The following is a 25,896-nucleotide window of genomic DNA, read 5'->3' as shown; positions in this document are numbered from 1 at the left end:
TTCTAATTATTTTTCTCAAATGCTTCGGTCATTTGTTTCCAGACCGAACCTTTGGCTTCATCGCCCCCCTCAATTCGCGCTAAAGCGATTTTCACTTGCATACTCACTTCAAATTCCGGATCATCTTCAGCTTCTTTTAAGGCAGGAATTGCGGATTCATCCCCGACCTCGTATAAAAACATCGCAGCACGCCAACGGACAAGTTTGTTGCGATCTGATAATGCTTTAATCATCGCTGGTATTCCTTCAGGACTGCCGATATCTGAAAAAGAATCACCTGCAGTTCGACGAACGGTTACTGATTTATCATTTAAAGCCTCTGTTAATAAAGGCAGCACTTTCTCGTCTTCAATCATTCCTAAGTAAACCGTAGCTAGTCTTCTGATAGAAGCTTTTTCATCTTTTAATGCTTTTTCTAAAACGGGTAAATCTTCTAGCTTAGGATCCATCTGTTCAAGATATGCAAACCTTTTTTTCCAATCTGGATCATCGAGCATTTCTTCTGTTACTTTTAACCATTGCCTTTGTTGCTGCTTGTTTTTATCAGGATTTTGCGCAGCTTCTACTAATTCAGTTAATCTTTCTACTGTATAAGTAGCTTGAAGTTCTTCAGCTACCTCATCACCTACATCTTCAAGTTCTCCGTAACGTGGTTTAAAGTCTTCCCACTTCCTTTGCATGACTACGTTATCTTCTGGTAATGCGGCATTTGCAGCTGCTTCCTTAAAACGGTCTGGCAGCCCTTTTCTCACCTCTTCTTCACCATTGGATACTTTCACTTGCATTGGGATACCTTTAAACATTTGAACTTGCACAGATACTTCACCGAAATGCTCATCAATATGTTTCTCATCTTCAGTCGAGTCTTCATTCGCTTCACCAAAAACAGCTCGTACTTTTGGTAATATTACTTTCCAATCAACTTTTGCGTTTCGCTCTACAGCGATAAAATCAGCTACGTGGTAGACACCTTTTACACCTTCAATATCAAATAATTGTTTTACAAATGCTGGACCTTCATGTGCATTTTCTTTTTTATAATTATTGCTTTTCCCTTGAGGCAATGACTCATTAAGTGTTAGTTTCATTGTATTTGGGCTTGGTGTTGGTTCTACAGAAATGATTTTCATTTCTACATTCCCCTTTCCACTATGTGTATGTACTTTTCTTTCCATATCGTATCATAATATTATCTAACCCCCAAATAACTTTGCCTAATATGAAATATTGTTTATGATATGAATATGTATTTACATGAAAGGAGAATGAACATGCTTTTAATTCAACAATCTACTGGGCAGACCCGGTTAATCTATTACTTTTTGTTCATTATATCTTTCCTTTTGTTCCATAAAAATGAAAAAATAAATGCGAAAGTAAAGGAAGCGAAAGAGGAATTAAATGAACTAAAAAGAGATCACCGAATTTAATCATTCATCACTTGACCGATTGCAGCAATGATCTCTCGAAAAGTAGCTTTATCATTAAATCTTGCTACAATGTTATGATTGGGATCAAGTAAAAATGTCGTTGGAACAGACATGCATTGATACCTGTCATAAATCGTCGTTCCATGATCTGAAAGACACGGAAATGTAAAATGATTCTTCTCATAATATTTCTTTCCAGCATCAGCTTCTGCTTCTCTACCGGTGACATTAATCATCATTATTTCGAGTGCATCTGTGTCCATCGATTTAAAGAATTGCTCCTTTAATGCTAAATCACGCTGACTATCTGGACACCACGAAACCCAAAAAGTTAACAAAACTGCCTTCCCATCGTAATCATTTAATGAGGACTCGCCACCTGTATCGAGATACGGTAGCTGAAAATTAGGTGCAGACATACATAAACCCTCCATATTTCATCTTTCGTTTTCGATAAACTGATATACATTTGTGACTGACTCAAACCGATATAATTTATTTATAACTTCACCATTATGAACATAAACTAAACAAGGGACACTTTTGATTTGCCATTTATCTGCGAAGGACTTCACGTAATTTAAGTCAACAGTATAAATTGTTGGGATCATTTCTAACCTTTCGACAATAGTAAGAAAATGATGAGCTAACTTACAAGTACCGCACATCGGTGTAAAAAAGTATATAAAACGGCTATCACATTTAATCATGCTGGATAGCTCCTTTTCATCGTTGATGATTTCCATGTCTCTCCTCCCTTATCAATATCTGCAATCAATATAACATATTTACTCAATACAAAATAATGTAACACATTGCGCACGAAAAAGATCTTCATCTCTTCCCTTTCCCGTAAGCGTCTTCTGATTTTTGACAATCAACAACATCAACATTGATGTGAAAGCGAGCAAATGCTAGTAACAGAAAAAACCCAGATTTCTCTGAGTTTAATCGTTCAAGTCTAAATCGATGCTTATGAGCGAACAACCTCTTTTAATACAGCACGGACCGGACAACCATCTCCACCTTTTATTTTCAATGGGAATGCATAAAGTTCATAAAACCCTGACTTTACATGTTGTAATTGCAGTCCTTCAATAATGAGAATATTTTCTTGCTTCAGTGCATGGTGTGCAAGTAGGTCTTTACTTGTCAAAGGATCTACAGATGGCGAATCAATTCCTATTAAATGTATATTATTTTCTTTTAAATACGGGGCAAGTTCCGGTGAAAGAACCGCATAATTGTCGTAACTTACCTTTCCTTCTTCTTTTGTCTTGAAAAGTACTTTTTTAACCCCTTTAAAATCTACATTTACGATATCTTTTCTTTCTATCATTTTCTTTTCAGGTACATGGATAACAAGCGTTTCCCCATGAAAATATTCTAATGGAACTTCGTCAATCTTTATGCCTTTTTCATCATAGTGGTATGGAGCATCCATATGAGTACCGGTATGAGAACTCATTGTTATTGAACTTACGTTTACAGAATCACCACGATTGAGTGACATCGTTTTTTCATATTGAAATGGTGTATCTCCCGGCCAAACATCCATGTCTTCATTAAGCGTTTGAGAAATATCGATCCAACTCATATTTGTCCCTCCAATAAATTTCTTTATAATATAAAATGTTTTTAACATTTTAACATAAATGCGAATATATTTACTTTTTTACGATTATACGTTATTCTCTTATATATTTCCGATTAAATTTATAGGATTAGAGGTGTTAAAATGAATATAACATCAATAGAAAAAGATAATCATTCTCGTGTAGAAGCTCCATTACCTCCAATGCAAGTTAAACCATTCATTATCGGTTTAGTTGCCTACATCATTTTAGCAGTTGTAAGCTACACTGTTTCTGGTTTACAAATGTTCATTTTATTAACATTTGGACTTGTTTTTGGTTATACACTCTTTCATGCGCGATTCGGGTTCACATCAGCCTTTCGTCGTTTTATAGCTGTAGGTAATGGTCAAGCACTACGAGCACACATGATAATGTTAGCAGTCGCAATTACCTTATTTGCTCCAATCTTACATTTTGGCATCGGCTTTTTTAATGTGGATCCTTCTGGATATGTTTCTCCAGTTGGAACGAGTGTTATTGTAGGGTCTTTTTTGTTCGGAATAGGAATGCAGCTAGGTAATGGCTGTGCATCTGGCACATTATACTCCATCGGGGGCGGACGCTCTTCGATGATTATCGTCTTAATAAGTTTTATTATTGGATCTGTTATCGGTGCTTGGCATTTTGAATTTTGGACCGAATCAGCACCGAATTTACCAGGCATTTCTCTTGCAGAAGATACTGGGTTAGGATTTTTAGGGGCTTGGATCTTACAGCTTCTAATATTTGGTGCTGTCATTTTATTAACTTTTTATGTAGCTAAAAAGCGTCGTTCACCTAAAATGGCTGGATTGTCAACTTCTGTTGGATGGAAAAGAATCATCCGTGGATCTTGGCCAATATGGATTGCTGCTGTCATTTTAGCTGTATTTAATGCCTTAACCTTAATGGTTAGAGGTGAACCTTGGGGGATAACCGGAGCTTTCGCCCTTTGGGGATCGAAAGTTGCGCAGTTTATCGGAATTGATGTCCTGCAATGGGGTTATTGGTCTGGAGGTCGTGAAGCACAATTAACCGAACCTATATTTGCAGATACAACGAGTGTTATGAATTTCGGTGTCATAACTGGTGCTTTTATGGCAGCTGCAGCTGGGGGTGTCTATAGCTTTAAAAAGAAAATTCCTTTTAAAATCGTTTTAGCCTCCATATTTGGTGGATTATTAATGGGCTATGGTGCACGACTAGCATTTGGTTGTAATATAGGTGCATACTTCGGTGGAATTGCTTCATTTAGTATCCACGGTTGGCTTTGGATGATATTCGCTATGGCAGGAACGTATGTAGCATTGTTTATTCGACCACTGTTTGGATTAACAAACCCTAAATCTACAGATGAATTTTGTTAATATATCTATGGGGCTGTCCTAAAAGTGACAGCTTCTTTTTTCATAAATGTTCTTCACCTACTCAAACTTCTGTTAAATAAGAATGAGACTGGGACTAAATAGTCTCTTTAAAACAAAAAAAATTCTTTAAACATAAGGATACCTCCGATTCTGTTTTTGTGTAATTACATTAACTTAATCAGAAGGTATCCTTTTTGTGACCTGACGGTTTTTAACATGTTGATTGTCAAAATCACGAGATGCCTCTAGCATTTTCATCCCGAGCTTCCACAAGGATGTGCTGACATCGGAGTTCCCGCAGGACACGGGGTTTTAACCGAAGATCTACTCTAACGAGTGATAGGATGTCCTAATGCCGGACATGCCACATCACATGGCGTTTTGGCCGGTTGACACAGACAGCTACAGAACAATACTAGAAGAGAAAGAAGCTATTTTACTAGGCTTTGTCCTAGCCTCAGATTAGAATGCTGAGTAATATTGTGATTGTCAGCACACTCATGACAGTCGTAACTAATGTGATCGTTGAGACAAGATGAGGTCTCGTTTCAAACTGTATCGCATAGATCGTTGTTGTTGCAGCTGTTGGCATCGAGCTAGCAATGATTAATACGGTCTGCATCATTGTTGATATTGGCATTAACGAAGTCAATCCCCACGCAATGAGCGGTGAAATAAATAACCTTAACGTTATAGAAAAGTATATATTTGACCATTCTATTTTCTTTAAGCGAATTTCAGCTAGCTGCATTCCTAACAATAGCATGGTTAGTGGAATAGCAGCTTGTGAGATGAGTTCTAGCGGATTATAAAGTGGTTCAGGTATTTCTAACTGACCTATTTTTATAATAAAGACTAACAATAATGAGTATGTAGCTGGCATCATCATTACTGTTTTTAGAGCAGTGCGAACCCCCGTACCACCTTTTGCAGCATAATAGACTCCAAACGTTGTCATAATAATCGTCTGAACCACCATAAATACAACCGCATATGCAAATCCAGCTTCTCCAAAAGCAAATAAAATAATAGGAGCACCATAATTTCCAGCGTTCATAAATGCGGTAGATAAAATGAGTCCACTCTCTGTATCTTGATCCTTTTTCATCAGTCTGCTAAACACTTTCGTTATCAATATCATGATAAATAAAAATAAAAAGGCATACAAAATTAAATAAGCATAATCAATCGTTATCTCTGTTTCATATAAAGTTACGAGAACTAAAGCTGGTATTAAAATATAGATCGTAATAACAGATACAGGGGCAAGTGATACCCTTTTCCATAACTGAACGATGTATCCGATTAGAAATACGAGTACTACCGGGAATACCACTTCGATAAATAACATGAACATGTAATCACTTCCGTATAATCATTATCTATATTTACATATCGTTGCGTTTAAATTAAATAACGCCCGCCACAAACCTCTTAATGAGGTTTATGCCGAGCAATGTTTTCCTAACATTCTTGGCCATCTTTTAATATTTTTGCCCCTAAAGTTTGTTTGAAATGGTCTAAAGCCCATGTATGTCCAGATGGGTTGAAACTTTCTACTGCGTCTTCGTGAACGATGATCGAAAACCCTTTATTATATGCATCTACAGCAGTGTGTAGCACACAAATATCCGTGCATACGCCTACTAAATGGAGCTCGTTTATATTGCGTTCTCGCAATTTAATTTCTAACTCTGTTCCTGTAAATGCACTATATCTTGTCTTATCCATCCATTCAATTTGATACTTCCCTTCATGGATCGACTCATCAAGAAATTCACCAAGTTGACCGAATAATTTTCTCCCTTTAGTTCCACGAATATTGTGTGGCGGGAATAGTTTCGTTTCTGGGTGATATGGATCGTTTTCGTGATGTACATCTACAGCAAAAACGACGTACTCCCCGTCTTCCATAAATTCTTTTGTGATTTCGGTAATTCTCCGTTCAATTGACTGGCCTCTTTCTCCACATGTTAACTTCCCATCATCTGCAACGAAATCATTCGTATAGTCAATGACTACTAGTCCTTTCATAAAAACTCTCCCCTTTAGTAGCTTATCTTTTTATATTATATCATTGTTTCAGTTAACTGAATATCATTACTCCTTCCTCATACAGCAGTATTACTTTGAACTCCAAACGAATAAATTTGGTAGCTTCTAAGGTACTTAAAATCACCTCTTCTATATCTCACGTGAAATATGGATCTTCTCATTTAATATAAAAAAAGAAGCTGTCCAAAAAGTATTTTACTTTGAGGACAACCCCTCTTTTATGTGCCTAATATCATCCGGTTTTGAAGTTGATGTATTTGCTGCTGCAACCTTATTAGCTGATCTCTTTGTTCTGCAGTTGCACTATTTAGTATTTTTTCGAGTTCAATATTCGCTGCTTCTAACTGTAATTGCGCTTCAGTAAATTCATTCGGATCGCCTGGCTGTACTTTTTTTGATGCAGATAACTGTTCTTCAGCATTCATCATAACATGTTCAATTTCATCAATTGCCCCTTTTAAGTAACTTGAGTTTGTCACTCATATCCACCTCCATGTATAAATTTCTCATTTATAAAACGTTTTATTCTTTCAGATGAAAGAACTAGTAAATATATTTACAATTTAAAATCATGATTCTTTTCTGTTAATTTTCGTTTATAATGAAATTAAGCTCATATAAAGGGGGAGTTATGTTGAAAATTAAGTACAATATTATACCAAAACGTGAAGTCAAGTTTGTAAAGGATAGTTATACAATTAGGGAAGCACTTGAAGAGCTTGAAGTCAGTGGCTATCGTTGTATCCCCATTTTGGACAGAACAGGTACATATTTTAAAGGAAATATTTACGCACAAGTTATCTATCAAGCGATCGTAAAAGAGGCTTGCACCTGGGACGACAACGTGATGAAATTATGTCAAGATGAGACCGTTTTTATTGATGAAGAAGCATCTTTTTTCCGTATCTTTACAAATATAAAAAAATATCCTTATTTAGCTGTCCATGATGAGAATAATGAATTTACTGGTATTTTGACTCACGCAAATGTCATGTCAATTTTAGAAGATTCATGGGGGATCAAAACTGGAAGCTATACGTTGACGATCTCAACTCACGAGTATCAAGGTGCACTAAGCACAATTGTTTCCAGCCTAAAAAAATTCACAAGCATTCAAAGCATGTTAACTTTAGACAATGAAAGTACTTTTTTTAGAAGAGTGTTAGTAACACTTCCGAAAGATACAACTGAGGATACATTAAACAAAGTCATTTCACACCTTGAAAAAGAAGGTTTTCGTGTATTTGATATCGAAAAAATTTAATTTTTTTCCTCTGTTTGATGGTGTTGATTTCTTTGAAGTAGATGTATGAAATTTAACATAATCATTTTTATACTTGATTAAAGAATGCCGGGCTTTCCAAATTACCGAGGAAAGCTTGGCGTTTTTTAAAATTTTTACTAGTCGATTGAATCATTTCATGTTAAAGTTTCAAAGTGCTATTTCGAATGAGGAAGTGATCAAAATGACTTGGGACGTATTAAATATAATCGGTACTGTCGCATTCGCTCTTAGTGGGGTAACAGTAGCAATGGAAGAAAAATATGATTTAATGGGAGTTTATGTACTAGGGTTTGCAGCTGCTTTTGGTGGAGGCGCGATTCGGAATTTATTAATTGGGCTGCCTGTTTCCGCTCTATGGGAACAAGGATCATTATTTACGATGGCTTTTATTGTCATGACAGTATCATTTTTATTCCCTAAATTATGGCTTCATCAATGGAAACGCTGGGGAATATTTTTTGATGCAATCGGTTTAGCTGCCTTTTCAATCCAAGGTGCTCTCTTTGCTACTTCAATGGGACATCCATTAAGTGCTGTAATCGCTGCAGCTGTTTTAACTGGTACTGGTGGCGGCATTGTAAGAGATTTATTAGCTGGTCGAAAACCACTCGTTTTAAAACAAGAAATTTATATTTTATGGGCATTGCTCGGTGGTTTTCTAATCGGGATCAACCTTGTTAGTGCAACATGGAGTCTAATTATACTTTTCGTTGCCATAGTTGTATTAAGAATGTTTTCTGTACAATACAAATGGAGCCTTCCTGTGAAAGCTCCATCACATTCTTCATCTGTTTAATTTTCCCGTTCAATTAATGTAATTTTATATCCTCGATTTGAGTCTGCCACATAGTAGGATCTTGTCCGTTGCTCCGACGTGACATGATCCGCTTCATTTATTTCAACTTCCTCTGTAATCATCAATTTATACTCTTGATAATCATTTTGTTCAATTTTTTCATGTGCAACATCAATCACTTCTTCACGCTTTCGTTCACCAATTAATTGCTGATGTTGTCTTCTCTGCATATGGTATACATGGCTGTTGGCAATAAAATAAGGTTCTATCATTGAAAAGGATTGTTGTTCTAAACTAGAAGTCCAACTATTATGGTAATCATTTATAAAGTCAATTAATAATTCAAGAACCTGCTCATCTTCAACCGTTTTCCAATTCTCATTATCATTACAACTAACTAATAAGAAAATAGTGAGTAATAATATGAGATATTGTTTTTTTCTCATCATTTCCGCCTCTCCTTCTCAACTTACATACTCCCTTGAGAAGTATACAATAAAACTCTTATAAATGTGAATCATCTTAAATAAAAAATCACCTTCTCGGTTTAAGAAAGGTGATTGATAATATCTTATTATTCGTTAATCGCTTTGATCAAACTGTCGATTGTATAGTAAATGGATTTATTGCGTTCGAGAAATCTTTTCTTTTTCGTATCTGCTTGAAAACAAGTTACGGCTTCAATATGAATATTTTCATGTGCATCATTAATTTGCTTTATATGAAGATACTTAGGATTATTTTCTTGAATATATTGGGTAGCGAGCGTCATCCATTCATCAGCAAGCATGTGAACATCATCTGCAAATGGTTTGATTACTTTCGCAAAATCGACAGTCTCATCAGTGGAACGTGATAATGTAAATTGCTTTAACGCTTCTTGATTTTTCAATAGTAACTTATTGGAAAGGTCTCGTAATTGATCAAATTCCTCTTTATTCATGACGTAAATCACCTCGACTTGATTGTAGCAAAGGGTTTATTGGATGTAAAAGGATTAAAAACTAAAGATTTCAGCGAGGCGACGTTTTTTATTCTTTCTAATTTTCACTTTTTCTTCTAATGAAATGATTTTATTCTCTTTTTCAGTTATGACTGATTCAAGATAATTCAACCTTTCATCAAGTTTTTCCAGCAACGTTGTTAAATCGTCAATTTCTCTTCGGTGCTGAAGCATTTGTACTTCAACGACTTCATCTGCTTTTTCTGCTAACTTCTTATCCAATTGGTCAATTTGAAGTAACATTTTATGGAAGCGTTCATCTAGTATACTCGAAGGCAACATTTTCGGTTCTTTTTTAATATTGCTAATGCAATTGTTCAAGTCAATTTCTTTTAGCCTCTTTCCTTTACTTACTTCCTCGTGAATGTAACACAATTGATGATATGACTGTTCCTCTATAACATAATGGCCAACTTCATTCAATTTACATTCGATTTTAAAATACTTAATCCATCGTTGTACTGTTGTTTGATTCACTTGAAACTCCGCCGCGACCTCTTTTGTTTTCCATACCTTTGCCATAATCTGCTCCCCTTTCATTTGTTTAATATATTTATTCTCTTTTCAGACTCCTCCTCCCTTCACCTTGACAAAACTAGTTTTCTTTCGGCAAAGAAAGTGGTTATAATCTGAATTTCGATTTGGTGAATCGATTTTTTTCATCGGGATAGCCTAAATAATAGATAGGGGGTGTAACATATGGCTAAAAACAAACGTTCAAAGAGTCAACAAAAACAAATGAATGATGTATTCGAAAAGAAGACTGCCAAACGTGGTTACGGGGACAAAAAACTGGAAGGTCCTAACCGCCCTGCCGAATAATTAACGTTAAGATTTCTTTTATAAAAAGACAATAATTGAAATAAAAAAAGACTTGATTGAATGTTTTCTCCACCAATCAAGCCTTTTTTCATTTCGATGATAACTTCTGTTTAATTGCAGCAGCAATCATAAGTTGTTGTTTCTTTTTAATAGTCCAATTTGTTATGTCACCGTTTTTCGGCCTTAAAAAACGTTTATTTAATAAGTATTCCGGAGAATACGAGCAACGTTGTGACCAGTCCTCCCTCTTCTCGTCTTCATGATGTACAAATGGATATACGATTCGTAGTTTAGGTGTGTATGGAAGGTCCTCTCGTAAAAATTTTTGATAATCGCTTCTCGATCCAGTATATTCCGACTGTAAAAAGTAGTCTTTAATTTCTTTTTTCTCTTTAGATTTAAACAAAATCCAAGATAATTGCTTACCAAGTTCGATTCTTTTTTCAACATTCGTAAAGTTTTTCACAATTCTTCCGAATACACGACCATTTAATGTTGGTAATAAGACGTGACTAAAATGGAGGCGCTCTTGCCATTCATATAAAAATTGTTTAAATGTATATTTATGAAAAAAAGGAGCGTTAATGATAGGACGTTGAATTAAGTGTTGTTCATTAACAATTAATGCGTCCAATAACTGGTTTTCATTTCTCGTATGCCAGAACATTTCCCACTGAGCAATCATCCAAGATGATACATGAAAATGTTTTAACAAATAAAAGAAAGGAACCCCTGTTCTTTTTGAGCATTTATATACAAGCAGCTGTGGAAATGCATCGGAGAAGATCATCCAATTTGCTCTTTCATACGTGATAAACAACTGCATTCGATATTCATTATTTAATAACGTAGCAAATGGTTTACTCCATAAATCAGACATATTCCAACCTGCATTTCTAGAGACCATATTTGCTAAATAGGTCCAACCAATTTCTGGATGATCTATGTAATACGTTTTGTATGCATTTGTTCGCGAAATATTATCTCGATTACATTTACTCGTCTCTCTTCGAATATAATGGATTATCTGTTTTTCATTCATGAAAACCACCTTTCGTGTTATTATGGGCTGATACCTGATAAAATAGTCAAAAAGTCTATTCTCAATTCAAAAAGTTATGGTAATATATAATGATGGTTTGAAGTTTAAAGGATGTGTTGAAATGAGTATACGTTATCCAAACGGAAAAAAATATTCTAAAAGTGAAACCTTTTCGCAGAAAAAAGGCGTCAATAAAGATGAACGGTTTAGTAACCGAGGAATGACGCTTGAGGAGGATATCAATGAAACGAATGAATATTACCGTTCACATAACATAGCATTAATTCATAAGAAACCTACTCCACTTCAAATCGTAAATGTACATTATCCGAAACGAAGTGCTGCTGTTGTGACTGAGGCATACTTTAAAAAGCCTTCTACTACAGATTATAACGGTGTTTATAATGGGAAATATATCGACTTCGAAGCAAAGGAAACAAAAAATAAAACAAGTTTTCCATTAAAGAATTTTCATGATCATCAAATTGAACATATGTATCAAGTGTTAAACCAAGGGGGAATTACCTTTGCGATACTAAGGTTCAGTTATAATGATGAAATCTATATTTTATTTGCAAATGATCTCATCCCATATTATAAAAACCAAGACACAAAAAGAAAATCGATTCCGAAAAAAGATATAGAAGCAAAAGGCTATTTAGTTCCAATCGGATTCCATCCGAGAATTGACTATTTAAAAATCGTTGATAAAATCATATCAACTATGTAAAAATCGACTCATTTCATTTTATGAGCTTGAAAGGAAGATGCTGCGATGTCAGATGAATATCGTACAAGACAAGAAAGAAAACAGAAAACGAAACAAACAAATAAAAAAAATAAATCGAAACCTAAAACAAAATCAAAAGGAAAGTTCAAAAAAATATTAACAGCACTTGGTATCATTTTGTTAGTCATGTTTATTGTTGGAACAATTAGTGTATTTGCAATTATTCGAGGTGCACCATCCCTTGACCCAGATCAACTAACTTTAGCACAAAATCCGGAAATCCTTGATCGGAATGGAGAACTTATAACAACACTACATGCATCAGAAAACCGACGTTCAGCGAATATCGATGATGTTCCGGATTTATTAAAGGATGCTGTCCTTTCAGTTGAAGATGTTCGCTTCTATGACCATTTCGGAATCGACATAAGACGAATAGGTGGAGCGGTTGTTGCTAACCTTCGAGGGGGTTTTGGTAGTGAAGGGGCTAGTACAATCACACAGCAAGTCGTTAAAAACTTATTTTTAACAATGGACAAAAATATGACAAGAAAAATACAAGAACAGTATTTAGCAATAAGGCTAGAGCAAAAGTACACGAAAGATCAAATATTGGAAATGTATTTGAATGCCATTTACTACTCTGATTCACGATATGGAGTCATTGAAGCAGCAGATTATTACTTTAGTAAAGAATTAAGTGAATTAACGATTGAAGATGCTGCATTGTTAGCTGGTATTCCACAGCGCCCAAACCATTTCAATCCTTTTAATAATCCTGAAGCTGCGGAAACGAGACGAAATACAGTCATTAGTTTAATGGAAAGGTATGAAAAAATCACACCTGAAGAAGCAGAGGAAGCAAAAAATGTACCAATTGAGGATCAGTTACAGAAAAGTGAGCGAGAAGCACATCCTCACCAAGCGTTTTTAGATCAAGTTTTAGACGAAGTTGAGGAAATTGAAGGCATTGAAGCAAGTGATATTTATACTTCAGGAATGACGATACACACAACGTTAGATCAAGATTTGCAAGAGCATGTCGAGCATGTCATGCAGTCTGGTGAAGTCATCCAGTTTCCTGATGACCAATTCCAGGCTGGAATCACTCTGTTAGATACGACTAATGGTGAAGTACTTGCCATTGGTGGTATGCGTGAACCAGCTGAAGGAGTACGGAGCTGGAACTGGGCAACAAACCCGAAACGCCAACCCGGTTCATCTATTAAACCGATCCTTTCATATGGACCAGCAATAGATGAATTAAAATGGTCAACCTATCACCAAATTGTCGATGAACCTTACGAATATCAAACTACTGGTACCCCAGTCAGAAACTTTGGTCGTGATTATCGTGGTTCAATGTCGATTAGAGAAGCATTACGAATTTCACAAAACGTTCCTGCTGTAAAAGCATTAAATGAAGTAGGTTACGATAGAGCACAAGAATTCGGAGAAGGTTTAGGCTTACCTTTAGATGAATTTAAAGAGTCTTATGCATTAGGTGGGTTTGATACAGGCGTATCATCGTTTGAAATGGCAGGAGCATATGCAGCATTTGGAAATAACGGTGAATATAATGCTCCGCATACCGTTAGAAAGGTTGAGTTTGATGACGGACAAACAATTGACTTAACACCAGAAGCGAACGTCGCAATGAATGATTATACTGCGTTTATGGTAACAGATATGTTAAAAACAGTTGTACAGTCAGGGACAGGTCAAAGAGCATCTGTTTCAGGTGTGCCGATTGCAGGTAAAACCGGATCAACAAACTTTACAGATGAGGAAAGAGCTGAGCATAATATTCAAAACGGGATTCGTGACGCTTGGTTTGCAGGTTATTCTACAGATCTAACCGCGGCAGTTTGGACCGGTTATTCAAACCTTGATGATGGATATATCGAATATGACAATCACCAAGAATATATAGCTCGTGACCTGTTTAGAGAAGTCATGACTTACGCTCACCAAGATCGTGATACTGCTGACTTTAGTCAGCCAGATTCAGTTGTTCGTATTGGGATTGAACGTTCGACTGGACTATTGCCAAGCGATTATACACCTGATAGTGAAATCGTTCATGAGTATTTCGTTAAAGGAACAGAACCAACTGAAGTTTCAGAGGAGTTTGAGGAAGCTGAACAAGTACAAGGATTAGACGCAGAATATGATGAAGATGACCACTCCATTCATATTAACTGGAACTATTCAGATGAATTACTTGATCAATTTAGCTTCAGACTAGAAGTTCGAAGTTCTAATGATGGAGATTATTCTTTAATTGATATTACAAAAGACATGTCCTATATATTAAGTAACCCTGATTACGGGGAAACTTATTCTATCCGTGTTACAGCCGTTGCTGATGATAACGAGGATTTAATGAGTGATTCAGCAACTGTTGAAGTTCGCATCCCTGAAGAAGAGGATCTAGTCGACGATGATGAGGAAGATATTATCGAAGATGAGGAAGATAATGGAGATGGTCCCCCTTCTGATGACGAAGACCAAGGTGATAACGGTAACGGCAATGGTAATGGTAATGGTAATGGCAATGGTAATGGCAATGGTAATGGCAATGGTAATGGCAATAATGATGGTGATGATGGCGATGACGATGACAACAATGACGACGATGAAGATAATAATGACGATGATGACGACAATGATGTTGAAGATGAATAGCATAAAAAAAGCCGGGCAAATTTGCCCCGGCTTTTTTATTGCGTTTTTGAAAGAAAGACAGCCCATTTTTTGATCGACTCATCATATAGCTGATTTAAAGCTGTATAGGTGAAATATTGATCTGGAACATTTATAATAAGCGAGATCCTTTCCTCAATGTTTAGTGGGCTATAAGGAAGTTCCTTTAGTTGAAATCCGATGTTTTCTAATGTTGTAACAGGCTTCGAGCTCGTCCAAAACATTGCTTGAATATATAAGCTTATATACTTAATCATCATAGGTTTAGCTTTCTCTCTATTGCGTCGCTGAAAGTAATTGGAGATTATCGGCTCCCCTTCATCTTTCCATTGTCTCAAGATGATTTTTATACTTTTTTCTGGTTCATTCCAAGGATAATAATCAAAGACCATTCCTAAAGACGTTAACATATCTTGTTTAAAGTGAGAATGAATTTCATTATTTGAAAGAAAAGTGTCTATCTTATCACCGCTCTCGTAAAAAGGTTTTAAAATAAAGGAATCTGGAACTATGATTTCCCTTTCCTTCATATTATGACTCCTCTTTTTTTCATTCTTTTCTTCCCTTCACGACAAATCTCTAATAAAGGACATTCATCGCATTGAGGTGATTGTGCTTTACAATGATAGCGACCGAAAAAGATGAGACGATGATGAGTAATTGACCATTCTTCTTTTGGAATTTTTCTCATTAACGTTTTTTCCACTTCTAATACAGAGTCTTTCCACCGACAAATTCCGAGTCTTTTACTAACTCTTTCTACATGGGTATCTACTGCGATTGCCGGTTCATCAAATGCTACTGATGCTACGACATTTGCCGTTTTCCTACCTACCCCCGCTAATTTGACGAGCTCATCCCGCTGTTGAGGAACCTCTCCTCCATAATCCTCTATTAGAGATTGCGATAATTTTTTAATATTTTTTGCCTTACTTCTGTATAAACCAATTGATTTTATATCTTGCTCTAATTCTTCGAGCGGAACATGAACATAATCCTCAGGTGTTTTATATTTTTCAAATAATTTAGGCGTTACTTTATTTACTAGTGCATCAGTAGCTTGGGCCGACAATACGACCGCTATTGTTAATTCAAATGGATTTGAATGAGTTAATTCACATTCTGCATCTGGAAACATTTCACCCATCACTGTTAAAACATTTTTAATTTCAGTTCTATTTAACATTTTCTTCCTCCATTATTCCTCTTCTCCATATAACCAATTGTATTGAGGATGTTTAACTTTTACAGATTCGTTTGGACTATGCTTTTTACTTTGGAATTTTTGATCTTTGTGCTGTCGTATTTTCTCACCATGAGCCTTTGCTTGATCAACAGTCTGTATTCCGTTCTTTTTCCAATCAAACAATATTCGGTCAATATAGCGGAAATTTAACTTAGCAGAAACAACAGCTTCTCTCAAAGCAGCTTCAATAATTGATGGTTCATGCTCGTCGTCATCAAGCCACATTGATATCATTTCTAGTTCCATAGGTGACAGCGGTCTTGAAAATTCCTCTTCAAACCGTCTAAACAACTGCCCTTCTAACTGTTGTTTCGTAAAATGATTTTCATCTTTTTGTTTATCGTTCATCAATAAAATTAATTTTTCAAACAACGGTTTTAAAGAGAAAGCTTCAGAAAACAATCCCTCTTCGTCCTTCATTTCTTCAATAGATAAAAAACCTTTTTTTAATAGGTCCTTTAATTCTTTCGTACAAATATCAGCATTAATTTGCATTCTTTTCTGCAAATCATCCGGAGTCGGAAATTTATTTCCCTCTTGATCAAACTGCCTTATATGCATAAGAATCATAAATTGTAATTCAGATAAACCTAATTCTGAATAATGAGTCATTAATGAAGAAGGAATGGCGAAGGGCTGTGACATGTGTAATTGTAAAGTTGTTTCTTCATTCATAATAGCACCCCACCTCTACATTCTTTATCTCGACAAATTTCTAACTTTATAAGTATACCATGATCTTTATTTAACTTTACATACGATGCCCTAATTTAAATAAAAATTCTTAAATGCCATCATATATTTATTGATTCTCTGGACAAATAAAAGCATGTGATATCAGTCATGAAATCACATGCTAATTATTTTATTTGTTTTAAGTCGTCTAGCTGTTCATTAATAGCTACTGATTAAAATTATGGGTATAAACGGTTTAGTAACCGCGGGAATGGAATCGTCTCTCTTACATGTTCTACCCCAGAAAGCCATGCAACCGTTCTTTCTAACCCTAGACCAAATCCTGAGTGAGGTACTGATCCATATTTACGTAGGTCTAAATACCATTGATAAGCCTCTAATGATAAATTATGCTCATCATACCGCTGCTTTAACAATTCTTCATCATCAATCCGTTGACTTCCGCCAATGATTTCTCCATATCCTTCTGGAGCAATTAAGTCTGCACAGAGGACAACTTCTTCACGCCCTGGAACAGGTTTCATATAAAACGCTTTAATCTCAGCTGGATAATTTGTAATGAACACAGGCTTATCAAATTTCTCTGCAATCGCTGTCTCATGCGGAGCACCAAAGTCTTCTCCCCACTCGATTTCATAACCATCCTTTTGGAGCATCTCTACTGCCTGGTCATATGTGATACGAGGGAATGGTGCTTGGACATTTTCTAACTTTGACGTATCTCTTTCTAATGCTTTTAATTCTAGCTTACATTTGCTCAATACAGATTGAACAACGAATGTAACATACTGTTCTTGGACTTTGAGACTATCCTCATGGTCCATAAACGCCATCTCTGGTTCAATCATCCAAAATTCAATTAAATGTCTTCTCGTTTTCGACTTTTCAGCTCTAAACGTTGGACCGAATGAAAAGACTTTTCCTAAAGCCATTGCAGCAGCTTCCATATAAAGTTGCCCGCTTTGTGATAAATATGCATCTTCATCAAAATATTTTGTATGGAATAAGTTTGTCGTACCTTCTGCAGAACTTCCAGTCAGAATTGGAGGATCTACTTTGACAAAGCCTTCATTATTGAAAAATTCATATGTAGCACGAATGATCTCATTCCTTATTTTCATTACAGCGTGCTGACGTTTTGATCGAAGCCATAAATGGCGATGATCCATTAAAAATTCTGTCCCATGCTCTTTTGGAGTGATAGGATACTCTGTCGCTTCATGGATTATTTCTAGCGATTGAACCGTTAGTTCATAGCCTGATGGAGCACGGTCATCTTCCCGAACCTCTCCAGTAATGTATAATGAGCTTTCTTGAGTTAACTCTTTAGCTAATTTAAAGATATCCTCGTCTACCTCCGCTTTTACGACTACGCCTTGAATAAAGCCAGTTCCATCACGTAATTGTAAAAAAGCAATTTTCCCACTTGATCGTTTATTTGCCAGCCATGCACCAATTGTGACTGTTTGTCCTACATACTTCCCCACTTCTGCAATCGTTGTTTTCACATTAGTCCCTCCAAAAATCTTTACAAATATTTAACTGTAACCTATTCGTATCGAAACATTTGTATATACGATAAACATTATACATCTGAAAAAAAAAAGAAGTCAATTATTGCTAGTAGTTATCTTTTATTTGGAGGTCGTTTTATTTACAAATTGCCGAATTCGTTTAACGGCCTCTAAAAAGTTTTCTAATGATGTAGCATAAGATAGTCGAATATTATCCGGTGAGCCAAATCCACTTCCTGGAACAACTGCTACTTTTTCTTCTTCAAGCAGAGCTTTAACCCACTCATCTGTTGAAGGAAATCCAGCGTCTGAAACTGCTTTTTTTACATTAGGAAATAAATAGAAAGCCCCTTGAGGTTTTACGCAAGTAAAGCCTGGTATTGATTCAATTTCTGGCAGTACTTTGTTTAACCTTTCTTCAAAAGATGTTCTCATCTTCTCAACAGAGCCGTCCTCTTGCGTGTAAGCTGCAATCGTACCGTATTGTGACATTACTGCAGGATTCGATGTTGTATGACTCGCAACTGTTGTCATCTTCTTAATGATTTCTGCATTTCCCGCAGTGTAACCAATTCGCCAGCCTGTCATTGAATGGGACTTCGATACACCATTAATAATAATCGTATTATTTTTCAATTCATCAGATAATTGTGCAATAGAAAAATGAACGTTATGATCATATATTAACTTCTCATAAATCTCATCAGATACGATGAGCAATTTGTTTTCTAAACAAAACTTTCCGATTTGTTCTAACTCTTCCTTCTCATACATAACACCTGTTGGATTACTCGGTGAATTAATAATGATAGCTCTTGTTTTACTCGTGACAACATCTTCTAGCTGCTTTGTTGTAACTTTAAAATTATTTTGCTCATCCCCTTCTACATGTACCGGTTTTCCGCCAGCAATTTTCACTTGTTCCGGATAACTGACCCAATAAGGTGAAGGAATAATCACTTCGTCCCCTTCTTCTAAAATCGTTTGAAATAATAAGGCTAGCGAATGTTTCGCTCCATTTGTAATAATGATTTCATCAGGGCTATATGTAATTTGTTGATCATCTTCAAATTTTTGAATAATTGCTTTTTTTAACTCTGGTAACCCGCCTGCTGGCGTATATTTCGTATGTCCTTCTACCATTGATTTATAGCTTGCTTCAATAATATAGGAAGGTGTATTAAAGTCTGGTTCCCCTGCCCCTAAACCGATAACATCATGTCCTTGAGCTTTTAGTTCTTTCGCCTTTGCTGTTATCGCAAGTGTAGATGATGGTGTAATAGCTGAGACGCGATTTGAAAATTTCATATTTTCCCCATTCCTTTCTATTCATTAAGATTGTCTAAATTGATAATGGCGAATATAAGAACCTTCATCGAACGTAACATAATAAAATGAATGACGGTCAGCATCATCTGTATAAACAATTTCATAAACAGGTGTGCTACCAATAACCCCTAATCGGATGTTTTGTAGTGAGCTTATATCCAACCGATCGTATGCTAATTGCCTTACTTGATCAACTGACATTCCTTCGTCTTTATTTCGTACAAAAGTTCTTCTATCCCTTTCTTCTTCGTCACTTTCTTCAATTTCTTCCACCCATACAATGATTTCTTCATCACTCTCATTTATTCCGTGAACAACTTGATATGAGCGATTTCCGTGATAATAATCAACATTTGTTACATCTACTAACTCTGTTTCATTTAATGCATATTCTATAGCCATTTCCTGTCGCTCATTTAAAGGATTGCCCGTCACCGTATACATAATTAAAAAAAATGCAATGAGTCCGATAAAGATAATTGATGCTATTGAGATCACCCATGCTTTCATTTCATACACCTGCTTATGTTTCGTAAATTGTAAAGACCATCTTACCGTCTTCACTCTCATCTAATGATAATCCAAACATTAAATCACGCTTTTTCAATGTTCGGTTTAATAAGTCAACTACTTTATACAACTCATGATGGTTATCGACCTTAATAGTCGCTAATGTTTCGATATTGTTTTCGTCCATAATGATGTTGATTCCTCCTATAAATAGTTCCACTTTATGCTTACGTTTGTCTCCCTTTAACGTGAAATTTTGCTACTTATACTCTTTGTACTATGAGTGATACTATAGTTACCGCTCCAAAGTAAAGGATGATGAGCGTGAATGATAAACGTAATTACGATGATGGTGTGACGATGACAACAGCGGATTTGTATTTCTTAGAAAAAGAAATCATCTCATTAAATTCTGTTTATCGTCCGCAAAAATTTAACAACATCACATACTCTTTCAGGCAAACGAAATTTCCTTATGAATGTAAATCATAACACTTCCTAACACTACACCATCTTTGAGCACCTGAAGGATCACAGGTGCTCCTTTTTATCATCTTTTTAGGACCAGTATAATGCGATATATTCTTTGATCATAAAACAAGACATAAAAATTAACAATGGTTTAATAAATTTTGTGCGTTAAAAATGATTTTTTCTTCATCTAAGTAAAGAAGTTTACGATCTTTCATAATTTGCTTTCCTTGGACGAAAACATCTGTAATGTCATGGCTTTCTGAAGAATAAACAATGTGTGAATGGATTCGTTCATTATTCCATGGTGTTAAATGAGCAATATCCGGAGATATTAAAATAAAATCAGCATAAGAGCCTTCTTTAATAATATCCACACCTTTTAATTGCAATGATTTTGAACCATTTTCAGTAGCCATTTTCAATATTTCATCACTCTTTGTTACAGTAGGGTCTTGATGGAGCCCTTTTTGAATTAATGCTGCAAAACGCATTTCTTCAACCATACTTAAATTATTGTTACTTGCAGTAGAATCTGTGCCAATAGAGACATTTATACCTAATGAAATCATTTTTTTTATATCGGCGATACCCGAGCCTAGTTTCAAATTACTCATAGGATTATGGGAGACTGACACATTGTTTTCCGCAAGAATATTCATATCATGTTCATCTAAATGGACACCATGAGCGATAAGACATGGTACTTTAAATAAGCCGATATTTTCTAAATGCTTCACTTGAGACATTTGATAATTTTCTTGATGTTCCTTTACTTCGCTTGCTGTTTCAGCTACATGCGTATGTATCCACATTTTATGTTTAACCGCTGCATCTACTACTTTTTCTAGAAATGAGGGCGGACATGTATATGGTGCATGCGGGGCTAGAGCTACAGATATTTTCCCATCATTTTCTCCATGAAATGATTGATGTAAGAAAATCGACTCATTTAATTTCTCACGCTGCTCTTCTTCTGGACATAATCCGATCATCCCTCTGCAAAGTACGCCACGCATCTGACTCTCTATTGTTAATTCAGCCATTTGTTCCATATGTAAATGGTACATGTCTAAAAACGTAGTTGTTCCAGATTTTATCATCTCAACCATTGCTAAAGAACTGGCTATTTTCACATCTTCCTGTGTGAACTTTTGCTCATTTGGCCACATAACCGTTTTTAGCCAAGTCATTAAAGGAATATCATCACCTGCCCCTCGTAGCAATGAACTTCCTAAATGTCCATGCGTATTAACAAAACCAGGCAATAACCATTTTCCTTGTCCATTTATTTTGTAATCTGCTTGATTTAACTTTTTTTCGTCGGGGGCACCTTTCTTTACTTCTTTGAATTTACCATCTTCTACAACAACGTGACCATTAAAAATGTCATTGTTTTGATTGAGCGTAATAATCGTAACAGAATGTATGACCGTTTTCATGACCGATCACCTCTCTCTCTTAATCATGAACGATCTAAAGTAACCATCCTAACAACGTATCCTTTTCTTGAGGATAAACGGTAATAATTTCATAATCATCCTCTAGACATTTTATCGTTACAGTGCCGCTTCTACTCGTTTGATAAATATCGATCCACGTTTCATTGAGCCGTTCTAAAACGTAATTACTAGGAGGATGATCACCGTTTTTAAATATTACAGCAACTTGAGGGTCAGCTTCTTCTAACAGTTTTTCCGTCGTTCCCAGCTCGCTTCCGAAATCTGGCACTTTCATTACTGTCGTTTTTAAATCATACTTTTCGACAAGCTTCTGTTCGACCGTTTGATTTGCTTCAGTTAAGTATAATAACTTTTGATCTTTGTGAATGAGAAAAAAAGATAGCGCACCTTGGTCAATACCTAATTTCTTTTCTATAAACAATACTTGAAATACTAAATCTGGAAGTAACTCAAAAGAATCACCTTCATTTACATAAGATATTGTATCATCATTCACATATTTTACTGAATGAACTTGTTTTTTTAAAGACTCTGGAATAACTATTTTATTCACTGGATAACTTGAAACAAGTGAAGACAAGTTGCCGATATACTCTTGCTGCTTGCTCGTAAGGATAATTGTATCAATTTCGTCAACATCATACATTTTTAGACGATCCTTTAATTCCTCTTCACTTTCTTTATGTCCGGTATTAACTAAAATTGTTTTCCCGGTACTGTCTTGAATTAATGTTGCTTCACCATGTTCCAAGTCAAAAAACGTATAAGCAATCTCTCCATGTGATAAATTTAATTCAATTTTATCGGCAAATGTCGTAGTCGAAAAAATAAGGAAAATAAATGTAATAACTAGTACTTTAAGGATCTTTATCATGATTCCATCCTTTCTTACTAAATAGAATAAATTATAATACAACATTATTGATTATAACCAATTTTTAAGATCCTTTTCCAACTTATCCATTGAACTTTCAATTAAAGGTATATCGGGCAGTGATTGAATAAATGCTTTTCCATACTTTGTCGTGACGATCCTTCTGTCTAAAACGACTACGACACCTCTATCATTTGACGTACGAATTAACCGCCCGAATCCTTGTTTAAATCGAATAACCGCTTGAGGCAGTGCTAACTTCATAAAAGGTGATTGTTTATGTTCCTTGATAGCTTCAGATTTCGCTTGAAATACTGGATCATTAGGAGGGGTAAATGGAAGTCTGACAATGACAATCACACTTAAGTCATTTCCTGGTATATCGACACCTTCCCAAAAGCTGCTCGTCCCTAAAAGTATAGCTTGGTTAAACTGCTGAAAATTCTTTGTCAGCTTTGATCTGCTTCCCGATTGTACACCTTGCGCAATGAGCATAAAGTCGTCTGATAATAACTCTCGCAAATATTCATAACATTTTTTTAACATGTCGTATGAAGTAAATAATACAAGCATCTTCCCTTTGGATATTTGTGATATGCGATAAATGTTTAAAGCAACAGCTTCTATATATCCTGTTTCCCCAGCCTCGTTAATCATTGGCATATCCTCAGGTACACATAATTTAACTTGGTTCGTCCAATCAAACGGTGACTCTACGAGCTTTGTTCGGACAGGGAAATCTTCTAAACCTAGCCGATGAAGGAAGTAGTCGAATGACTGTTTAACTGATAATGTAGCTGATGTGAAAATAACACTTTCTTTTTTTGCAAAAAACTGATCGGCTAAATGATCAGACACTTGAATAGGTTTCCGCTGTATTGTTACTGATTGTTTAGGTCCTTTCATATCAGCTTCAAGCCAATAAACAAAGGCTTCTTCATCGTTTAATAGCAGCAATTCAAAAGTATGAATGATTTGGAAACTTCGTTCATAAATCGGTCGAAGCATTTCTAAAGAATGTTCATTATCATCCGTCTGCAATTGCTTTACTACAGTTTGGATGGAGGAGTACCAATCGTTCATTAATAAATAACAACGTTTTGCAGCTTCTTCTACATTCGCCCAAAGTGGATCATCTTTATTAATCACTGTATTTGCTCTACCACGTTCATTACGATTAACGTTAGAATAGTTTACATACTGACGTAATAGTAAGAATAAATCATTCCACTCATTTTTAAGCTCTTTTCCTGCTTCTACAATATCGTTTACATTTAAATCCTCGGTCAAATAAGACAATATGCCTTCGGATTCTGCTCCGATATCATGAATGATATGAGTTAAAGATAAATAATCAAGTCTCTCCCCAAATTGTTCTGTTGCAGCTTCTTCAAAATGGTGTGCTTCATCAATCACGATATGTGTATATGAAGGAATAACCTGGTGATCCGATTTCAGATCTGATAATACGAGTGAATGATTTGTAATAATGATATCTGCTTCTTTTGCTCGTTGTTTAGCTCGTTGATAAAAGCAACGTGAAAACCAAGGACATTTTGGGGTTATACATGACGTATAATCACTTGCAACCTCACTCCAAAACCTGAATGAAGATGCTGCTAAATTTAACTCCTCGACATCTCCCGTAACAGTTTCAGTTAACCAAATGATAACTTGAGCTTTTGATAATGTCCGATCATAAGAATCGAAAGGATCATGATCAAGGAGTCGTTCAAATTTCTGTAAACATAAGTAATGACTTCTTCCTTTTAAGATAGAAGTCTTCATCGAAAAAGGTAAAATTTTCTTTAAAGTATGTAGGTCTTTATTAAGCATTTGTTCTTGTAATTGTACAGTATGTGTACTGATTACAATTGGTTTTTGCTGATTTTTTGCATAAAAAGCTGCTGGGATCATGTACGCTAACGTTTTACCTGTACCAGTACCTGCTTCAATAATTCCAAAATAGCGATCAGTAAATTGCTCATGAACAAAGTCAATCATTTGTAATTGACCTTCTCGCTGTTCATACCCTTCAATTAATTGTTTAATGTTTCTTCCACCTGAAACCATCTCTTTGTAAAATATTTCATAATCAGCTTTCTCATAGTCATCATCACTTAGCACATGAACTGGATCAGTTTTTTTCAAAACAAAGCCTCGATAATAGTCATACTCGGAGTTTTCTTTCATTGATGAATCATTCATCCATTGATACATCAATGATTTCAAGTCACTTTTAAATCCATGTTGCAATTTATTCAATTTTTTTAATGTATCTAATGGTAACGAAGCTAATTTAGAAATCATTTTTATAAATAATAATGCTGTTGCCTCTGCGTCACTGTCTGCCCGATGTGGTTGCTCATGCTCCATATCAAAATTAGCAGTCAATTGGGATAATTTAAATCCATCAGATGTAGGATAAGCGACTTTAGCTAACTCGACAGTATCGATAACAAGTCCTCGATATTTTTCATAACCAGCATGTATAAGTTCATCATTGATAAAACTTAAGTCAAAATCGACATTATGAGCGACAAAATAAGCCTCATTTAAATCCGTTAACAATTGAGGTACAATTTCTTCAAATAAAGGTGCATCTTCAACATGTTTTGATGAAATATTCGTAAGGGATTGGATAAAGGGTGGTATCGGCTTTTCAGGATTAATATAACTTGAAAAACGCTTAATTATTTGTTGATCTTCTACTATGACATAGGCTAACTGAATGATCCGATCCCCCTTAGAAAAGGCAACACCAGTCGTTTCTACATCGATAATGAGAAAACGATTCATTATCTATTCCTCCATACTCTTCACTCTGTTCAGATGAGTGCTATCTATTGCTTTATTTTCATGAAATGATGTTTGTTTTAAGAAAAGCGCAAGGCGCCTGAAGTCTAGACAGCAATCGAGAGATTGAAATTTTATACTTTCT

29 protein-coding genes are annotated in these 25,896 nt (G+C 35.5%); 8 read left to right on the top strand and 21 right to left on the bottom strand.

The genetic code is table 11. The annotated features are described in order from the left end of the window. Nucleotides 1–2: 2 nt before the first annotated feature. Nucleotides 3–1,130 carry a conserved virulence factor C family protein gene (locus CD001_RS16175; RefSeq protein WP_096190644.1) on the bottom strand — a complete coding sequence of 376 codons (1,128 nt, stop codon included), beginning with the start codon at nt 1,128–1,130 and terminating at the stop codon, nt 3–5. Between the two features lie 141 nt (nt 1,131–1,271). Here CD001_RS16175 and CD001_RS26480 point away from each other — a divergent pair, with 141 nt between their 5' ends. Beyond that, complete coding sequence (locus tag CD001_RS26480; RefSeq protein WP_179298779.1) at nt 1,272–1,430, top strand: hypothetical protein; 159 nt, start codon at nt 1,272–1,274, stop codon at nt 1,428–1,430. Here CD001_RS26480 and CD001_RS16170 read toward each other — a convergent pair. From CD001_RS16170 to kynB, 3 genes are all read right to left on the bottom strand, one after another. After that, entirely contained in the window at nt 1,427–1,849 is a 423-nt protein-coding gene (locus CD001_RS16170) for a TlpA family protein disulfide reductase (RefSeq protein ID WP_179298778.1), read from the bottom strand. The genes CD001_RS26480 and CD001_RS16170 overlap by 4 nt on opposite strands. 18 nt (nt 1,850–1,867) lie before the next feature. After that, entirely contained in the window at nt 1,868–2,176 is a 309-nt protein-coding gene (locus CD001_RS16165) for a thioredoxin family protein (protein ID WP_096188685.1), read from the bottom strand. 227 nt (nt 2,177–2,403) lie between these two features. Then, on the bottom strand, nt 2,404–3,027 hold the full coding sequence (gene kynB, locus CD001_RS16160; protein WP_179298777.1) for an arylformamidase: 624 nt from the start codon (nt 3,025–3,027) through the stop codon (nt 2,404–2,406). A gap of 141 nt (nt 3,028–3,168) precedes the next feature. Here kynB and CD001_RS16155 point away from each other — a divergent pair, with 141 nt between their 5' ends. Continuing rightward, nucleotides 3,169–4,413 (top strand): YeeE/YedE family protein, encoded by a 1,245-nt coding sequence (locus CD001_RS16155; RefSeq protein ID WP_096188683.1) that lies wholly within the window; start codon nt 3,169–3,171, stop codon nt 4,411–4,413. Between the two features lie 457 nt (nt 4,414–4,870). On the opposite strand, the gene CD001_RS16150 is transcribed toward CD001_RS16155, so the two are convergent. The 3 genes from CD001_RS16150 to CD001_RS16140 form a co-directional block, all read right to left on the bottom strand. Beyond that, nucleotides 4,871–5,770: an AEC family transporter gene (locus tag CD001_RS16150; RefSeq protein WP_257009835.1), complete on the bottom strand. Its 900-nt coding sequence runs from the start codon at nt 5,768–5,770 to the stop codon at nt 4,871–4,873. 107 nt (nt 5,771–5,877) lie between these two features. Beyond that, entirely contained in the window at nt 5,878–6,447 is a 570-nt protein-coding gene (locus tag CD001_RS16145; protein WP_096188682.1) for a cysteine hydrolase family protein, read from the bottom strand. A 239-nt stretch (nt 6,448–6,686) separates the two neighbouring features. Continuing rightward, nucleotides 6,687–6,947, bottom strand: coding sequence for a DUF2524 family protein (locus CD001_RS16140; protein WP_096188681.1), 261 nt, complete (start codon nt 6,945–6,947; stop codon nt 6,687–6,689). Nucleotides 6,948–7,099: 152 nt separating this feature from the next. On the opposite strand from CD001_RS16140, the gene cbpA reads away from it, so the two are divergent. Continuing rightward, a complete protein-coding gene (gene cbpA / locus CD001_RS16135; protein WP_257009834.1) occupies nt 7,100–7,732 on the top strand; it encodes a cyclic di-AMP binding protein CbpA in 633 nt (210 codons plus the stop codon). 202 nt (nt 7,733–7,934) lie between these two features. Next, the gene (locus CD001_RS16130) at nt 7,935–8,549 is read left to right on the top strand and encodes a trimeric intracellular cation channel family protein (RefSeq protein WP_096188679.1); all 615 of its coding nucleotides are present in this window, start codon (nt 7,935–7,937) and stop codon (nt 8,547–8,549) included. Here CD001_RS16130 and CD001_RS16125 read toward each other — a convergent pair. From CD001_RS16125 to CD001_RS16115, 3 genes are all read right to left on the bottom strand, one after another. Then, the gene (locus tag CD001_RS16125) at nt 8,546–8,998 is read right to left on the bottom strand and encodes a TcaA NTF2-like domain-containing protein (protein WP_096188678.1); all 453 of its coding nucleotides are present in this window, start codon (nt 8,996–8,998) and stop codon (nt 8,546–8,548) included. The two genes, CD001_RS16130 and CD001_RS16125, sit on opposite strands and share 4 nt — an antisense overlap. 125 nt (nt 8,999–9,123) lie before the next feature. Continuing rightward, nucleotides 9,124–9,492, bottom strand: a complete 369-nt coding sequence (locus CD001_RS16120) for a DUF1798 family protein (protein WP_096188677.1) — start codon at nt 9,490–9,492, stop codon at nt 9,124–9,126. Between the two features lie 54 nt (nt 9,493–9,546). After that, nucleotides 9,547–10,074, bottom strand: a complete 528-nt coding sequence (locus CD001_RS16115) for a MerR family transcriptional regulator (protein WP_142303601.1) — start codon at nt 10,072–10,074, stop codon at nt 9,547–9,549. Nucleotides 10,075–10,251: 177 nt separating this feature from the next. On the opposite strand from CD001_RS16115, the gene CD001_RS26935 reads away from it, so the two are divergent. Continuing rightward, nucleotides 10,252–10,374, top strand: coding sequence for a hypothetical protein (locus CD001_RS26935; RefSeq protein ID WP_257009833.1), 123 nt, complete (start codon nt 10,252–10,254; stop codon nt 10,372–10,374). Between the two features lie 88 nt (nt 10,375–10,462). Here CD001_RS26935 and CD001_RS16110 read toward each other — a convergent pair whose 3' ends face one another. Next, on the bottom strand, nt 10,463–11,416 hold the full coding sequence (locus tag CD001_RS16110; protein WP_096188675.1) for a DUF2515 family protein: 954 nt from the start codon (nt 11,414–11,416) through the stop codon (nt 10,463–10,465). Nucleotides 11,417–11,537: 121 nt separating this feature from the next. Between CD001_RS16110 and recU the strand changes: the two genes are divergently transcribed. Continuing rightward, nucleotides 11,538–12,146 carry a Holliday junction resolvase RecU gene (gene recU / locus CD001_RS16105; RefSeq protein WP_096188674.1) on the top strand — a complete coding sequence of 203 codons (609 nt, stop codon included), beginning with the start codon at nt 11,538–11,540 and terminating at the stop codon, nt 12,144–12,146. Nucleotides 12,147–12,191: 45 nt separating this feature from the next. Further along, entirely contained in the window at nt 12,192–14,834 is a 2,643-nt protein-coding gene (locus tag CD001_RS16100; protein WP_096188673.1) for a transglycosylase domain-containing protein, read from the top strand. A 35-nt stretch (nt 14,835–14,869) separates the two neighbouring features. Here the strand turns inward: CD001_RS16100 and CD001_RS16095 are convergent, their stop codons facing one another. The 7 genes from CD001_RS16095 to CD001_RS16065 form a co-directional block, all read right to left on the bottom strand. Further along, nucleotides 14,870–15,382 (bottom strand): YpoC family protein, encoded by a 513-nt coding sequence (locus CD001_RS16095; protein ID WP_096188672.1) that lies wholly within the window; start codon nt 15,380–15,382, stop codon nt 14,870–14,872. Beyond that, entirely contained in the window at nt 15,379–16,038 is a 660-nt protein-coding gene (gene nth, locus CD001_RS16090) for an endonuclease III (protein WP_096188671.1), read from the bottom strand. The genes CD001_RS16095 and nth overlap by 4 nt, the downstream gene beginning before the upstream one ends. 12 nt (nt 16,039–16,050) lie before the next feature. Beyond that, nucleotides 16,051–16,773: a DnaD domain-containing protein gene (locus CD001_RS16085; protein ID WP_096188670.1), complete on the bottom strand. Its 723-nt coding sequence runs from the start codon at nt 16,771–16,773 to the stop codon at nt 16,051–16,053. A 239-nt stretch (nt 16,774–17,012) separates the two neighbouring features. Continuing rightward, nucleotides 17,013–18,302 carry an asparagine--tRNA ligase gene (gene asnS / locus CD001_RS16080; RefSeq protein WP_096188669.1) on the bottom strand — a complete coding sequence of 430 codons (1,290 nt, stop codon included), beginning with the start codon at nt 18,300–18,302 and terminating at the stop codon, nt 17,013–17,015. A 126-nt stretch (nt 18,303–18,428) separates the two neighbouring features. After that, nucleotides 18,429–19,616: a pyridoxal phosphate-dependent aminotransferase gene (locus tag CD001_RS16075; RefSeq protein ID WP_096188668.1), complete on the bottom strand. Its 1,188-nt coding sequence runs from the start codon at nt 19,614–19,616 to the stop codon at nt 18,429–18,431. A gap of 24 nt (nt 19,617–19,640) precedes the next feature. After that, on the bottom strand, nt 19,641–20,147 hold the full coding sequence (locus CD001_RS16070) for a cell wall elongation regulator TseB-like domain-containing protein (RefSeq protein ID WP_096188667.1): 507 nt from the start codon (nt 20,145–20,147) through the stop codon (nt 19,641–19,643). A gap of 13 nt (nt 20,148–20,160) precedes the next feature. Next, nucleotides 20,161–20,334 (bottom strand): YpmA family protein, encoded by a 174-nt coding sequence (locus CD001_RS16065; RefSeq protein ID WP_096188666.1) that lies wholly within the window; start codon nt 20,332–20,334, stop codon nt 20,161–20,163. Nucleotides 20,335–20,471: 137 nt separating this feature from the next. On the opposite strand from CD001_RS16065, the gene CD001_RS26475 reads away from it, so the two are divergent. Continuing rightward, entirely contained in the window at nt 20,472–20,639 is a 168-nt protein-coding gene (locus CD001_RS26475) for a hypothetical protein (RefSeq protein ID WP_179298776.1), read from the top strand. 119 nt (nt 20,640–20,758) lie between these two features. Here the strand turns inward: CD001_RS26475 and CD001_RS16060 are convergent, their stop codons facing one another. The 3 genes from CD001_RS16060 to dinG are packed head-to-tail and all read right to left on the bottom strand — an operon-like array spanning nt 20,759 to nt 25,754. Beyond that, complete coding sequence (locus tag CD001_RS16060; protein ID WP_096188665.1) at nt 20,759–22,060, bottom strand: amidohydrolase; 1,302 nt, start codon at nt 22,058–22,060, stop codon at nt 20,759–20,761. 34 nt (nt 22,061–22,094) lie between these two features. Continuing rightward, entirely contained in the window at nt 22,095–22,955 is an 861-nt protein-coding gene (locus CD001_RS16055) for a ComEC/Rec2 family competence protein (RefSeq protein ID WP_096188664.1), read from the bottom strand. Between the two features lie 51 nt (nt 22,956–23,006). Further along, nucleotides 23,007–25,754, bottom strand: coding sequence for an ATP-dependent DNA helicase DinG (gene dinG, locus CD001_RS16050; protein WP_096188663.1), 2,748 nt, complete (start codon nt 25,752–25,754; stop codon nt 23,007–23,009). Nucleotides 25,755–25,896 lie beyond the last annotated feature (142 nt).

The sequence above is a fragment of the Evansella halocellulosilytica genome, from assembly GCF_002335745.1.
Taxonomy (GTDB): Bacteria; Bacillota; Bacilli; order Bacillales; family Salisediminibacteriaceae; genus Bacillus_CA; species Bacillus_CA halocellulosilytica.
Note: the sequence above shows the minus strand (reverse complement) of the source record. Positions and strands in the feature narration are given on the sequence as shown.